Raw genomic sequence first — 13,443 nt, 5'->3', positions numbered from 1 at the left:
TTCTGCGGAAACAATGAAATTAATATTTCTGTCAGAAAATCAAAGGGGAAATGTGCTTTCTATAGAATATTTATGCAAAGTCATTAATAGATGCGCACGAAAAAATAGACAATCATAATGATTTCGGCACCGATCTTGACAGCAGTACCGCCAAGGACACCGAGCAGTGTACCTAAACCAATTTGGATTGTCTTCTTTAATTCCGTACCACGGATCAGTTCGGCTGCAATCGCCCCCAAAAACGGACCGAGAATAATACCAAGCGGTCCAAGAACGATCAAACCCAGAATGGTGCCGATCACTGCGCCCCAGGCTGCCTGCTTGCTTCCGCCGAAGCGTTTCGTTCCGATAGCCGAGGCAAAATAATCCACAAAGAACAGCAGGATTACGACCAGGGCCTGCAGGATGAAAAAGTAGGCATTTAATGTTGCGAAGCCTGTCATGAAGCCATAGGCCAGCATGCCTGCATAGATCAAAATGACGCCGGGCAAAACGGGAAGAACAGTTCCAACAATACCCGCAATAAAGAGAACAACCGCAATGATTAAAGCAATCATATCCATTCTTTCTTCCCTCCATTTTCAGATAGGATCATTCATATGTTCTATGATAATAACCAATGATAATAACCAATGAATTTGCTGCTTACCCGTATAAATATACTGGATTGGAAAGAAAAATTCAATTTTTCAGAACAAACAGCTCGGAGGTTATCATGCAAAAAACCAGACTTGTACGGACGAATCTAATGGTAGGAAGAATTCTATCCGGAGCACCAAAAGGACCTGTAAGCCGATGGGGACGTTTGATCAATTGGACCTATACGCTGGCTAAAGCCTTAAGTAGAAGGAAGATCAATCAAATCTCGATGGGTGAGGCCTTGCAGAGCGCAAGAGATTAGGAAGAAATTTGCAATAAAAATGATGCTAAAAGTTAACTATTAGCATCATCCCATTCGTTTTGATAACTCTTGCCAGTTGTTAATATCTGCGGGCACCAAGATAACTGGACGAATGCGCGCTTAGATTGGATATGACAACGCCGGTTGAATAATTAAAGGCGTGCACATATTGTCCTCCGCCAATATAAATACCGACGTGTGAGGCGCCCCGGGCATAGGTCGAGAAAAAGACAAGGTCTCCCGGCTGCAGCTCATCCCTGCCAACCGGGGAACCGGAAGCATACTGCGCGAAAGAGGAATGGGGAAGGGAGACACCGGCCGCAGCGTATACATAGCGGGTAAATCCGGAACAGTCAAACCCGCCGGGGCTTATTCCGCCATAAACATACGGGCATCCGACATAGCCCAGTGCATAATCGACGACATTCGAACAGCTGTTGGATCTGGAAGCAACCAGGATTGGTTTGGCAGTCGGGCCTTCGGCAATCACTTCAGTCACAGCGTCCTGGAGAATCGTTTCCTTGACAACTTGCTTTTCCGAATACTTGCCGTTACTCTGGACATAAGAATAGGTTACGGACTTCGATCCGTCACTGCCTGCCGTAATCACTTCTTTTTTGCCAAAGCCGAGCTTATAATCCTTCTTCGTGATGATATCATATTGGATTTTCTGGGTTTCCGTATATTTTCCCTGACAGATGACCGTAAGGGAGTTATGGTTAATCAGAGATTTCAAAACTTGTTCAGGTGACTGAATTTGAGAAAGCCCGGCGGTTGTTTTGGAGGATGTGACGTCTTCGGCGATCTTAACGGAAGTCACGACATTATCTTTCGTGGGTTTCACGTAATAAGCCTGAAATTCTTTTAAGACCTGATCAATATCTTCCGCATCCGGCAAAACGGCAATCACAGTACCATTGATGGCAAACTGATAGGCATCGTAGGGTTGATTAATCTTTTCTTCAACATTGTTTGGCCGCAGCGCAGAACGAAGATAATTGGCATTGCTGATGGTGATATTGGTATAGGCCATCTCGTAAGGTTTTTCTTTGGCTGCAGACGCCATAAGTGTATCTGCGGTATTTTGGTTAAAGACGAGTCCAAGTTGTTTTCCGTTGACAGAGACAGCGATGGCATTCATTGGGGCGGCAAGGTAACAGGCAAACGACCCGATTAATATCATAGTAATAAATAAACCACCGAGAAGGCGCGGTGATTTCCATGATATTTTTTTAAGGCAGGTCAAGGTAACGCGAATGATCTGCTTAAAATGCATCAAATTTTCACCTTTCTTAGCTTACGAGGTTAGTTGACGGATTCGGACCAAAGGTATAGGCCCTACGCAAAATGCGATTCACCCCAGAAAAAGAAGTTCCCCCGCTCCAGGCTGTCCTGGATTCAGCTCTTCATTTAGTTTATATTATAATACACAATTTTATTGTAATTCGACACATAATTAAAATATCCTGCCTTGGAACGAAAATTTATAACGCGGTGCAAAGCTACAACACCCAAGATATATAAAGGAAGGACGCCTCAATTTGTATTTGAGACGCCCTTCATAGGCTGTGTTTAGATACATTCCCTTATCACGAAGTCTGTTAGGAATGCTGATTCTACAGATCCACTTTTGGCAGCGTTGCAAAGCCTTTTTCCAGATCAGCATCGGTCGGAATATAGTCTGTCATTGTGCCGGCATTATAGCTCATATAAGCAGCCATATCAAAATATCCGGTGCCAGTCAGGCCAAACAGGATGGTCTTCTTTTGACCGGTTTCTTTACACTTGAGCGCTTCATCCATTGCAACCCGCAAAGCATGTGCGGATTCTGGAGCAGGCAGGATGCCTTCACAGCGCGCAAAGGCTGTAGCTGCTTCAAATACCTTGGACTGTTCAACTGCCCGGGCTGTCATATAGCCGTCATTGTACAGTTTGGAAACGATTCCGCTCATACCGTGATACCTGAGGCCTCCGGCGTGATTCGGAGAGGGAATGAACCCTGATCCGAGCGTATACATTTTGATCAGGGGTGTCGTTTTTCCTGTATCCCCAAAATCAAACGCATATTTGCCGCGGGTCAGAGAAGGGCAGGAGGCAGGTTCAACACCAATAAACTCGATATTGTTTTTGCCGCGGATCTTGTCACCCATGAAAGGTGCAACCAGACCGCCAAAGTTCGACCCGCCGCCGATACAGCCAATAATCATTTCAGGCTCAATGCCGTATTTGTCACAGGCAAGCTTGGTTTCTTCGCCGATCACGGACTGGTGCAGCAGGACATGGTCGAGTACGCTGCCAAGTACATAACGACAGTTTTCGGTTTTGACAGATGTTTCAATCGCTTCCGAAATCGCACAGCCAAGAGAACCGCCTGTGCCGGGGTTTTCAGCCAAAATCTTCCGGCCAATTTCCGTCGTGTCGGAAGGAGATGGAATGACTTTTCCGCCATAGGTTTCAATGACAGCTTTCCGGTAAGGCTTCTGTTCTGCAGATACCTTCACCATATAGACCGTTAATGGAATATTATAAAACGCACAGGCCATCGATAAGGCCGTACCCCATTGTCCGGCACCGGTTTCCGTTGTCAGTGAAGAAAGCCCCTGTTTTTTGGCGTAATAAACCTGGGCAGCTGCAGAGTTTAATTTGTGGGAACCTGAAGTATTCGTGCCTTCAAATTTAAAATAGATCTCTGCAGGTGTATCCAGCAGCTTTTCAAGATTATAGGCTCTCACGAGCGGGGAAGGACGGTACATCCTGTAGTATTCGCGAACTTCCTCAGGAATTTCAATATATTCGTCCGTGTTGTTCAGTTCCTGTTCAATCAGTTCATCACAGAAGATCGGCCGCAGATCATCTGCGGTGCAAGGCTTCATGGTGCCCGGATGGATAAAGGGCGGCGGGAGCTCTTTCATAACAGCTTTTACATTATACCAGTACTTGGGCATCTCTTCTTCAGGTAAATAGATTTTGTAAGGTATGCTTGTCATGGTCTTCATTCCTTTCCAAATTATTAATAACTATCTTTTAATTAATCTTCGATGAATAAACGAAAATCTATTAAAAAAAAGCCTTTATCCAAACTATCGGACAAAGACTTTGATCTCTGCGGTACCACCCAACTTGCGTTTACACGCCGCTTAAAACGTATGACGGACATACGCTCCATTCATAACGGGCGGAGTTCCCGGCCTGCATACGCTTACATCAATCATTCTTTGTAATCTCTGCACGGCCCTCATGAGTCCATTCACATCAGTGCTGTTACCGCTTTTCCACCGACTGCGGCTCTCTTGAAACAGCAAACATCATGTTACTACTCTCATTCTGCGGTTTAACAGTATCAAATATTGTTTAAATCTTAGCTTGAAATTAGTTTTTTGTCAAGAGAATGTAAGAACCCCAAAGTCAGGGAATTGTACCATTTTGAAAAAACGCAAAGTATGGTAAACTCTAGAGAAGTACGCGATACATTCTCTAACGGAGGAACTGTCAATGACACTTATGATAAACGAACTTGACCGGAGACGGAATCACTTGTGCGGCCTCATGGATCAGACCTTTCCTGAATGGGATGCTATCCTTATACTTGGTAAAGTGAATCAGTATTATTTTACAGGAACAATGCAGGACGGCATGCTTGTAATTCAAAAAGACCGGACCCGGCACTATTTTGTGCGCCGAAGTTATGAGCGCGCCAAAGCTGAATCGCCCCTGACAACGATCTATCCGATGGAAAGTTACCGTGATGCGGCCGGGATTATCGGATCTGAGCTAGGCAATACATATCTCGAGACAGAAATGGTGCCGATTGCCATGCTGCAGCGGCTGAAGAAATACTTCACGATGACAGACATCCATTCAGTGGACAAGCTGGTGCTGTCGGTCAGATCGGTCAAATCGCCCTATGAGCTCGAATGGATGGAACAAGCAGGGAAAAACCATTGCCGACTGCTGTATGAACTTGTTCCACAAATGCTCAGGGAGGGTATGAGCGAGGCTGATTTTGTAGCGGAACTTTTTACCGCCATGATCAAGATTGGACATCATGGGGTCAGCCGTTTTTCAATGTTTCAGACGGAAATGGTTGCCGGACAGATCGGTTTTGGCGAAAGTTCTCTTTATCCGACCAGTTTTGACGGTCCCGGTGGGGCATATGGCATGTGTCCTGCCGTTCCTTTGTTAGGCAGCCGGGAAAGAAAGCTGAAGAAGGGGGATTTGGTTTTTGTCGATATCGGTTTTGGCTGCAATGGCTATCATTCTGATAAAACCCAGGTCTATATTTTTGGAACCAAGCCTGATGCCGATGTCGTGAAGGCTCATCGTTCCTGTCTGGAAGTTGAACAACGTCTGGCCGCGAAGCTGATTCCAGGGGCGATACCCTCAGAAATCTATCAATCTGTCATGGGCACACTCAGTGAAGACTTCAGGAGGAATTTTATGGGATATGGAGAACGACAAGTCAAGTTTCTTGGTCACGGCATTGGACTTCATGTCGATGAGCTGCCTGTTATTACGAATGGTTATAATGCGGAGCTCACAGCGAATATGGTCGTCGCGCTCGAACCGAAAAAGGGTCTGCCCAACATTGGCATGGTAGGCGTGGAAGACACCTATGTGGTGAGCGCTGCCGGCGGCAGATGTCTTACGGGCGGAGGAACGGATATTATCGAGGTATAAGACTATCAAAGCATAGGATAGTATTTAAGAAGCTAGCTATAGTATTAGGTATTTTTCAACGGCGCAAATATCGTTATGGACGGCAAAATGGCCGGAAAGATGACTTATGTGTAAAAGGCTTATCTATAAATAAGAAGCAAGGATGTAAAATATGGAGAAATTACTTCAGGGCCTTATTCAATTTAAAGAAACGGATTTCCAGCAGCACAGGCAGCTTTTTGAGGAACTAGGGAATTCCCAAAGCCCGCACACTTTATTCATCGGCTGCTCGGATTCAAGACTGGTCCCCAATTTAATCACTGGGACATTGCCCGGAGAGTTGTTTGTCATCCGGAATATTGCCAATATCGTACCGCCTTACCGCAATACAGAGGAATACCTGGCCACTACTTCTGCAATTGAATATGCCATCAATATCCTTGGCGTTCAGCATATCGTCGTCTGCGGCCATTCCAATTGCGGAGGGTGTAAATCACTGTATGCCTCGGAGAAAGAAATGGAATCCATTCCGCATACCCGGAAATGGCTGGAGTTGGCTGGACCGGTTAAGGATAAAATAACAGCAATGGATATCCCGGAACAAGATATGGCAAAAAGGGAATGGATGACTGAACAAATCAACATTGTTGAGCAGCTCAAACATTTGTTAACTTATCCGTTTATCAGGGAAAAAGTCCTGAATCAGACGCTGACCATGGAAGGCTGGTACTACATCATTGAAACTGGTGAGGTCTTTCGTTATAATCGGCAAAACAGCGAATTTGAACTTGTGAATTAACTGCAAATCAAGTATTAGATGACGGTTTGATCCAGGAGTCAACGCTCGTATGATTTCCTGGATTTTTGGTATAAAAATGACCGATGGTAGTACAATCTTTTAAATAAAGATATAATAGGAAATACTAAGATCTGATATATGAAATAAAGAGGGAATTTAGATGATTGAATATGGCAAAATGCAGGAATTAAAAGTCGTGAAAACATCTCAAAATTGGCATATCCTGAATGCAAAGAACGATACGCAAAATAGTATATTATTACCGATAAGTCTGGCTCCAAAGGATATCAAAATAGGTGATAAAATCGAAGTGTTTGTGTATAAAGATACGAAAGAAAGGATCATGGCCACCATAAAAAAGCCAAAGTTGGTACTCGGTGAAACGGCAGCTTTAACTGTCGTCGATACCACAGAATTTGGCGCTTTCTTAGACTGGGGTCTGGAGAAAGACTTATTGCTGCCACTTAAAGAGCAAGTTGGTGAGGTCAAAAAAGGTGGTACCTACCTAGTGGGATTAGCGCTCAATAACAGCTATCAATTATATGCCACAATGAAAATATATGATTCGCTCAAAATAAACTCTCCTTATAAAGAGAATGACAATGCCCATGGCACTATCTATAACTTTAATCCTGAGTTTGGTGCGTTTGTCGCCGTGGATAATCAATATCACGGTATGATTCCAAATAAAGAATTGTATGGCAGCATCGCAATCGGTGATAAGGTCGACATCCGAATCAAGAAGGTAAGACAGGATGGCAAGCTGGAATTAAGTTTAAGACAAGAGATTGCCCAGCAAATAGAGACGGATGCCCGGGTTATTTTAGAGAAGTTAAAAGCAAACGGCGGTGTGCTTAAGCTCAATGACAGCAGTCCCCCCGAAAAAATCAAGTCGGAACTGAAAATGAGCAAATCTGCCTTCAAGCGGGCGTTAGGCAGGCTGCTCAAAGAAGGTGCAATCCAAATCACGGACGATGCGATCCGGCTAATGTGGTAGATGAGGCAGGCAGATTTTCTATTTGCCAGTCAATTGGCTTCTTGCCAATCGAGACCAAAAATTGATTGGCGCTAGAAAACGGTCTGCTGCCGAAGAAACCGGCATGGGCGGATAACGGACTGGGATGGACGGATTTAATGATACAATGCCTGGACTGATGGATAATGCTCAGCTTGGACTGGGCATTTTTTCCCCAGAGGATAAAAACAACAGGGTCTTCCCGCTCATTTAAGAGCTCGATGATTTTATCGGTAAACTGGGCCCAGCCGATGCTACTGTGGGAATTGGCCTGGCCTGACCGGACGGTCAGCGAAGCATTCAGCAGCAGGACACCATGGTCGGCCCATTTCTTTAAATATCCGTTGTTTGGAATATAACATCCCAAATCATCGTGCAGTTCTTTAAAAATATTCATCAGGGACGGCGGGGCCTGAACACCAGGCTGGACAGAAAAGCTTAAGCCATGGGCCTGATGAGGACCATGATAGGGATCCTGGCCCAGAATAACCACTTTTACATCTCTATACGCCGTATAATGCAAGGCATTATAGATGTCGAATTTATCCGGGAAGACGGTTCGGGAGCGGTACTCAACGATTAGAAACTTCCGAAGCTTCTGATAGTATTCTTTATCAAATTCGGCATGAAGCAAATCATGCCAGTCATTTTTAAGAATCTGCATTCCTATCACCTCGCTACTTATTATAACATTTTTCTCTCGCAAAATTAACTTACAAGAGCTGGAGGCTAATCCGGGCAAACCAAGGTATCGTCATTGTTAGGGGATTTACGAATCGATCTACTAGATTAGGACTTTAATCTTCCTATCAAATGTGGGATACTAATAAATATGTGAATTTGTGCGAAAAGGCAGGAAAAAGAGAGAGTCATGGAATACAACTATGCAAAAAGAATCAACCATTTAAAAGCTTCAGAAATCAGGGAGATACTAAAAGTCACCGAAAATCCGGAAATAATCTCCTTTGCAGGCGGACTCCCGGCACCGGAGCTGTTTCCGGTAGACGAAATTAAAGAAGTCAGCAGGATTGTGCTGGAAGAAGCAGGGACAGAAGCTTTGCAGTATACGACCACCGAAGGCTATCTTCCTTTACGGAAATGGATTGCAGCACGCATGAATAACCGGCTAGGCACCCAATTTGAGCCGGATAATATCCTTTTGACCCACGGTTCACAACAGGCCCTGGATCTTTCCGGAAAGGTCTTTCTTGATGAAGGAGATGTCGTGCTGTGCGAAAGTCCAACGTATCTTGCTGCCATCAGTGCGTTTAAAGCTTATGGCTGCGAATTCAAAGAAGTGCCGACAGATGAGGAGGGTATGATCCCTGCGGAATTGGACAGGATTCTGGATAGTACGCCAAACGTTAAACTCATTTATGTGATTCCTGACTTTCAGAACCCGACGGGCAGAACATGGACACTGCCCCGCAGGGAACACCTGGTTAAGGCAGCTATGAAACACCAGGTCATGATCATTGAAGATAATCCTTATGGTGAATTGCGTTTTGAGGATGAACCACTTCCGTCCCTGCAGGCTTTTGACCATAAGGGCTGCGTTTTAAGCCTCGGAACGTTCTCCAAAATATTTTGCCCGGGTTACCGGATCGGCTGGGTTGCCGGTGATCAGAAGGTTGTTGAAAAATATGTCCTTGTCAAACAGGGAACGGATTTGCAGTGCAACACCCTGGCCCAGAGAGAAATCGCCAAATACCTTGAAATGTATAATATCGACGAACATATTGAAAAAATTCGCAAAGTTTATAAAAGACGCCGCAATCTGACGGTAAAATTAATGGAGGATTATTTTCCCGAAGGAGTCACCTTTACCAGACCCAAAGGGGGGCTCTTTGCCTGGATTGAGCTTCCGGCGAATGTCAATGCCAGAGATGTGCTGATCAAAAGCCTGGAACAGAACGTCGCGTTTGTACCCGGCGGTTCATTCTTCCCGAACGGCGGCAGGGAAAATACTTTCCGAATCAATTTTTCCAATATGCCTGATGACAAAATTGAAGCAGGACTGCAAAGCCTTGCCGGTGTCCTGCGCGAATTTGTCTGATGTGGATTTCATTCATTCGGAGGATTCACTTCTAATTCTTCTTTCAGTCTGCCGGTGCTAATGATCTTTGCTTTTACATTAATTTCAACATTAGCGTTCACAAAAGCTTCCCGCCATTCCGATCCCAAAGCATGAAATGTTTTGGGATCTTTGTGATGCAGCTTTTCGGAGAAACCCAAAAAATCAGCCTTGTAGGTTTTGGCCTGGTTAACTGTTGCAGTGGCTATTTTTTTTAGTTTTTCACTAATGACAGGTTCTAATTGCTCAATATCCTCTTTGGTCAGTCTTAAACCGTTATTTTCATCGATTTCTCCTTTTGTCTGAATTGTAACCTGGTAAGATATCTCTCCGTTGGTGACGACTGGTTTTACTTTATACGCTGAACTGCTTAGAAAATAGTTAAACATGGTTCCGTCCTTCTGAACGGGGATGGAAATCGGGCCTTTGTTGATTTTTTGCGTCAACAGCAGAAAACCGATGGTTTGTTCCTCATCAAGCCAGCCCACCAAATGGCCAGACTGAAAAACACCCAGGCCTTCGATAATGCTTCCTTCAGTTTTGGGATTAGCTCCGGATTCTTTGTTATCCGATTCCAAGGGTATAATCTTAATTTGTGGTAAAACGGCATCGCGGTCAGTACTTGTCAGCCAGGATACAAACTTATAGAAATACATACTGTAGGATTTGCCGGTGTTTGTAGCTTTTAAATCGATAAACTGGGATACCTCCGTAGAAAACAACTGGTCCATCGTGCCTCCCGTCATAAGTATTTCCTTGACTTCACCTTTGGCTACCAAAAGGATATCGCGTGGCCGAGTCTGCGGGAAGCGGGCACGATGTTCGATCATCTCAGGTGCCTTTCTTTTGGCGGCCTCTTCCCCAATAATCGTGCCTGTAGCGTAACCATAAAAAGGGACGGTTGACAATTTTGCGGAATAATTTCTAATTGCATCCTGCATTGTTGGTCCCTGACCGGTGACAAGCTGTTCTGCATTGCCGCTCAAACTGGACTTCTTTCCTTCATCTTGTCCCTGACTGCCTTGCGGCTTCAGGATCAGCGTGGCCGCAGTCCAAACATCCTGACCGTTGATTTGGGTATAATCATAGCTGCTTAGCGTGACAAAAGCTAGCGTTTCGACTTCCTTATTGCTCCAGCATCCTGAACAGAATAATAAAAGTGAGAGCAATATACTGAAGGTCCCTATGTATCTAAAACGGAGTTTTTTTAGTAGTTTCTTCAATGGTAACGCCCCACTTTTTTCTTTTTGATGACAGTCAGCAGCAACAGCAGACCAGGGATCAGCAGCTCAAACGTTAAAGCGATCGATGGCCATATATTCTTAAGAAAATGACCGACATCAACAGGACTCTCAAATAATAAGTTTGGCAGAATAATATTTGGTAGAGCAAACCCCAGGAGAACATACTTCTTGCTTTGGAGAGAAAACATCCGGACTAAGGTCATTGTCTCTAAGTAATACATGACAGCTACTTTGACGACGATACCGGATACCCAGATAAAAATAACAAGGAATTCAAGCCTTTGAATCGTAATAAATTTGATATATTTAGCTAAATAAAGAAAAGCAAAATACATATCACCCGTGTATTCCGGCCCAAAAACAGTAAGGGTGGCAACAGTAATGAAAGTCAGCAGGATACCGGCAGCAATAATTCCGAAGATGCCATTCCTTAAAATATCCTCCGCCTGGTTTACTTTTGGGAATAAAAATACGAGTACAACAATCTGGCCAAACCAGGCTACAGGAACAAGGGAAGCATCCAGAACGGACAGGACACCCTTATCCAGAAAAGGCTGCAGATTGTTTAGATCCATATCTCTGACGGCTAACGCCAGCAAGACCGCCAGAGACAGTATAAACAAAGGCAGAATAAACTGGTTGACCCGCACAATCACTTCGATTCCTTTAACAACCGCATAGGCAGCCACAATCATCAAACCTGTTTGAAAAACATAAGGCGGAGTTTCGGGCATAAGGTTCATATTTAAAAAATCAGTAAACTCTCTTAATACCGTGATACTTATGATCAAAAAGAATAATACATAGCCGAAAGTCAGGACTTTTCCGAGGGTTTTGCCGAGCAGGATTTCAGCATATTCGGGCAGCGTCAGCTTTGGAAACCGCCGTCCCAGATAATAAATCAGCATAAGGTTAACGATCCCGACAGCAAGTGCAATCAGGACGGAAAGCCAGGCTGATTCTGCGGCCTTTTCCGCTGTTATGCCGGGGATTAACAGGATCGCAGTGGACATGACAATCATAAACATCAAAGAAGCAAGTTGTACACCGGATATCTTTTCTGAATTTATGACCTTTTCCTCCTATACTTTGGTTTCGACGGCCCCTGGTTGTCTTTCTGCCGGACAGGATTCACCGAACGGAACGACTTTGGCCGTTTGGACATTGCCCACCATGGAGCCCGGACCAGGATATCTTTGATTTCGCCAAGGCTTAAAGGAGCAAACGGAATCAAATAAGGGACACCGAAAGAACGCAGGCTGCAGAGATGGATCAGAATGATCATCAGGCCGAACATGATACCGACTCCTCCCAGAAAGCTGGCCAGTAAAATCAACATAAACCGCAGTATCCTGAGCGCATAGCCGGCATCGTAATTTGGGATCGAAAAAGACGCGATTGCCGTGGTCGCTACGACAATAACGGAGATTGGGGAGACCAGGCCTGCATTGACCGCTGCCTGGCCAATAACCAAACCGCCGACCGTGCTGATGGCCTGGCCGATGGTTTTCGGCAGCCGGACACCTGCTTCCCGCAAAAGTTCAAATGTAAACTCGATGACAAGGATCTCCAAAGCAATTGGCAACGGTAAACCCTGCCTTGTTCCTGCCACTGAACTGACGAGATGCGTCGGCAACAATTCCTGGTGAAAGGAGAAGACGGCAACGGTGACTGACGGCAGCAACAAGGCCAAATTCAAGGCAATCAAGCGCAAAAGCCTTGTAAATGTCGCAAATACTGAACCGTGATAATAATCCTCGGCTGCCTGCAGCATGGTTACAAATGTCGCCGGAATGAGCAGCGGCATCGGAGAATTATCCACCAGAATCGCGATTCTGCCTTCCAACAGCGAGGCAGTGACCTTATCGGGCCTTTCCGTGTATTGTACCAGCGGAAACAGGGAATATTGCTCATCCATAATCAGTTCTTCGATGTAACTGCCTTCCAGGATACTGTCCGTTTTGATTCTGCCAATCCGCTGCTTCAATTCCTGCAGCAGTTGTTCATTCACGATCCCCTGAATATAGCAGATCGCAATTTTCGTATGGGTCAGCTCACCAACTTCTAAAGTTTCCAGCTTAAGTCTGCTGGTTTTTAAACGTCTTCTGATAAGACTCATGTTTGTATCGATGGACTCGATGAACCCATCCTTTGGCCCGCGCACACCTGGTTCGGTATCAGACTCAACAATGGACCTATTTTCGCCGCCTCGTACCCCGGCAGCCAGGGCTGAAGACGAACCGTCAATGATCAGAACCGCATTGCCTGCAAACACTTTTCGTTCGACTTCATCCAGATTAGAAACCGTGCTGGTTTCGGTAAGATTCAGCAGGCTGTCCTGAATGATCTGCAGCAGGTTTGCGTTGCCGCCCTTCGTCAATTGCTGCAGTTTGCGCGTCTCTTCCAACAGGGTTTTCAGTATAGAATCACTGATCACTTGATTGTCCGTGATGGTTGTGGCATAGACAATGAAAGCCCTTACCGGTTCTTCCAAATTAATTTGAAATGGATGGAACTGGACATCCGCACAATTGGCAAAAAGCTGTTGCAGTTTTTTTATGTTATCCTCATAATTTCTGGACAACGGCTGTTTTTTGGGAGGCTCCGGAGCAGAGGTGGGTTCAGGTGCTTTATTTGTCCAGCTTTTTAAGGTTTTTGTCAGTCGATTGATAAACATCTTTTGTTGGCCTCATCCTATCTAACGATATAGCGTATTATTTACCAGTTAAGGAAAATTTATGAACACCTCTAAAA

At 44.9% G+C, this 13,443-nt stretch carries 12 protein-coding genes and 1 riboswitch; of the genes, 5 read left to right on the top strand and 7 right to left on the bottom strand.

Going from position 1 to position 13,443, the window contains the following annotated elements; genetic code table 11:
- Window positions 1–83 precede the first annotated feature (83 nt).
- Window positions 84–563 (bottom strand): DUF456 domain-containing protein, encoded by a 480-nt coding sequence (locus DHBDCA_RS03540; RefSeq protein WP_015042790.1) that lies wholly within the window; start codon window positions 561–563, stop codon window positions 84–86.
- Window positions 564–715: 152 nt separating this feature from the next.
- Between DHBDCA_RS03540 and DHBDCA_RS03535 the strand changes: the two genes are divergently transcribed.
- The gene (locus DHBDCA_RS03535; RefSeq protein WP_015042789.1) at window positions 716–901 is read left to right on the top strand and encodes a hypothetical protein; all 186 of its coding nucleotides are present in this window, start codon (window positions 716–718) and stop codon (window positions 899–901) included.
- A gap of 79 nt (window positions 902–980) precedes the next feature.
- On the opposite strand, the gene DHBDCA_RS03530 is transcribed toward DHBDCA_RS03535, so the two are convergent.
- Window positions 981–2,084 carry a C40 family peptidase gene (locus DHBDCA_RS03530; protein ID WP_242824959.1) on the bottom strand — a complete coding sequence of 368 codons (1,104 nt, stop codon included), beginning with the start codon at window positions 2,082–2,084 and terminating at the stop codon, window positions 981–983.
- A 96-nt stretch (window positions 2,085–2,180) separates the two neighbouring features.
- Window positions 2,181–2,315, bottom strand: a riboswitch (cyclic di-AMP (ydaO/yuaA leader).
- 202 nt (window positions 2,316–2,517) lie between these two features.
- A complete protein-coding gene (locus tag DHBDCA_RS03525) occupies window positions 2,518–3,888 on the bottom strand; it encodes a TrpB-like pyridoxal phosphate-dependent enzyme (protein WP_034379337.1) in 1,371 nt (456 codons plus the stop codon).
- 505 nt (window positions 3,889–4,393) lie between these two features.
- On the opposite strand from DHBDCA_RS03525, the gene DHBDCA_RS03520 reads away from it, so the two are divergent.
- The 3 genes from DHBDCA_RS03520 to DHBDCA_RS03510 all read left to right on the top strand — a co-directional run bounded on the left by DHBDCA_RS03520 (window position 4,394) and on the right by DHBDCA_RS03510 (window position 7,353).
- Complete coding sequence (locus DHBDCA_RS03520) at window positions 4,394–5,578, top strand: M24 family metallopeptidase (RefSeq protein WP_015042786.1); 1,185 nt, start codon at window positions 4,394–4,396, stop codon at window positions 5,576–5,578.
- Between the two features lie 151 nt (window positions 5,579–5,729).
- Complete coding sequence (locus tag DHBDCA_RS03515) at window positions 5,730–6,356, top strand: carbonic anhydrase (protein WP_015042785.1); 627 nt, start codon at window positions 5,730–5,732, stop codon at window positions 6,354–6,356.
- Window positions 6,357–6,516: 160 nt separating this feature from the next.
- A complete protein-coding gene (locus tag DHBDCA_RS03510; RefSeq protein WP_015042784.1) occupies window positions 6,517–7,353 on the top strand; it encodes a CvfB family protein in 837 nt (278 codons plus the stop codon).
- Here DHBDCA_RS03510 and DHBDCA_RS03505 read toward each other — a convergent pair.
- A complete protein-coding gene (locus DHBDCA_RS03505; RefSeq protein ID WP_015042783.1) occupies window positions 7,322–8,035 on the bottom strand; it encodes a uracil-DNA glycosylase in 714 nt (237 codons plus the stop codon). The two genes, DHBDCA_RS03510 and DHBDCA_RS03505, sit on opposite strands and share 32 nt — an antisense overlap.
- A gap of 207 nt (window positions 8,036–8,242) precedes the next feature.
- On the opposite strand from DHBDCA_RS03505, the gene DHBDCA_RS03500 reads away from it, so the two are divergent.
- Complete coding sequence (locus DHBDCA_RS03500; RefSeq protein WP_015042782.1) at window positions 8,243–9,427, top strand: aminotransferase-like domain-containing protein; 1,185 nt, start codon at window positions 8,243–8,245, stop codon at window positions 9,425–9,427.
- A gap of 8 nt (window positions 9,428–9,435) precedes the next feature.
- Here DHBDCA_RS03500 and DHBDCA_RS03495 read toward each other — a convergent pair whose 3' ends face one another.
- From DHBDCA_RS03495 to DHBDCA_RS03485, 3 genes are read right to left on the bottom strand one after another with little or no spacing between them, the layout of a single operon-like run.
- Complete coding sequence (locus DHBDCA_RS03495; RefSeq protein WP_041225762.1) at window positions 9,436–10,668, bottom strand: Ger(x)C family spore germination protein; 1,233 nt, start codon at window positions 10,666–10,668, stop codon at window positions 9,436–9,438.
- Window positions 10,665–11,744, bottom strand: coding sequence for a GerAB/ArcD/ProY family transporter (locus tag DHBDCA_RS03490; RefSeq protein ID WP_256364961.1), 1,080 nt, complete (start codon window positions 11,742–11,744; stop codon window positions 10,665–10,667). The genes DHBDCA_RS03495 and DHBDCA_RS03490 overlap by 4 nt, the downstream gene beginning before the upstream one ends.
- An 11-nt stretch (window positions 11,745–11,755) precedes the next feature.
- Entirely contained in the window at window positions 11,756–13,366 is a 1,611-nt protein-coding gene (locus DHBDCA_RS03485) for a spore germination protein (RefSeq protein WP_015042779.1), read from the bottom strand.
- Window positions 13,367–13,443 lie beyond the last annotated feature (77 nt).

Origin of the sequence: Dehalobacter sp. DCA (assembly GCF_000305775.1) — a bacterium.
Lineage (GTDB): Bacteria > Bacillota > Desulfitobacteriia > Desulfitobacteriales > Syntrophobotulaceae > Dehalobacter > Dehalobacter alkaniphilus.
The sequence above is the reverse complement of the archived record's forward strand: the minus strand, read 5'-3'. Positions and strand labels throughout refer to the sequence as shown.

What these genes read in the sequence shown, in the direction of transcription:
- DHBDCA_RS03535 (WP_015042789.1), top strand. Translation starts at nt 716, where the DNA reads ATGCAAAAAACCAGACTTGTACGGACGAATCTAATGGTAGGAAGAATT.
- DHBDCA_RS03515 (WP_015042785.1), top strand. Translation starts at nt 5,730, where the DNA reads ATGGAGAAATTACTTCAGGGCCTTATTCAATTTAAAGAAACGGATTTC.
- DHBDCA_RS03530 (WP_242824959.1), bottom strand. Translation starts at nt 2,084, where the DNA reads ATGATATTAATCGGGTCGTTTGCCTGTTACCTTGCCGCCCCAATGAAT.
- DHBDCA_RS03520 (WP_015042786.1), top strand. Translation starts at nt 4,394, where the DNA reads ATGACACTTATGATAAACGAACTTGACCGGAGACGGAATCACTTGTGC.
- DHBDCA_RS03525 (WP_034379337.1), bottom strand. Translation starts at nt 3,888, where the DNA reads ATGACAAGCATACCTTACAAAATCTATTTACCTGAAGAAGAGATGCCC.
- DHBDCA_RS03485 (WP_015042779.1), bottom strand. Translation starts at nt 13,366, where the DNA reads ATGTTTATCAATCGACTGACAAAAACCTTAAAAAGCTGGACAAATAAA.
- DHBDCA_RS03505 (WP_015042783.1), bottom strand. Translation starts at nt 8,035, where the DNA reads ATGCAGATTCTTAAAAATGACTGGCATGATTTGCTTCATGCCGAATTT.
- DHBDCA_RS03500 (WP_015042782.1), top strand. Translation starts at nt 8,243, where the DNA reads ATGGAATACAACTATGCAAAAAGAATCAACCATTTAAAAGCTTCAGAA.
- DHBDCA_RS03510 (WP_015042784.1), top strand. Translation starts at nt 6,517, where the DNA reads ATGATTGAATATGGCAAAATGCAGGAATTAAAAGTCGTGAAAACATCT.
- DHBDCA_RS03540 (WP_015042790.1), bottom strand. Translation starts at nt 563, where the DNA reads ATGGATATGATTGCTTTAATCATTGCGGTTGTTCTCTTTATTGCGGGT.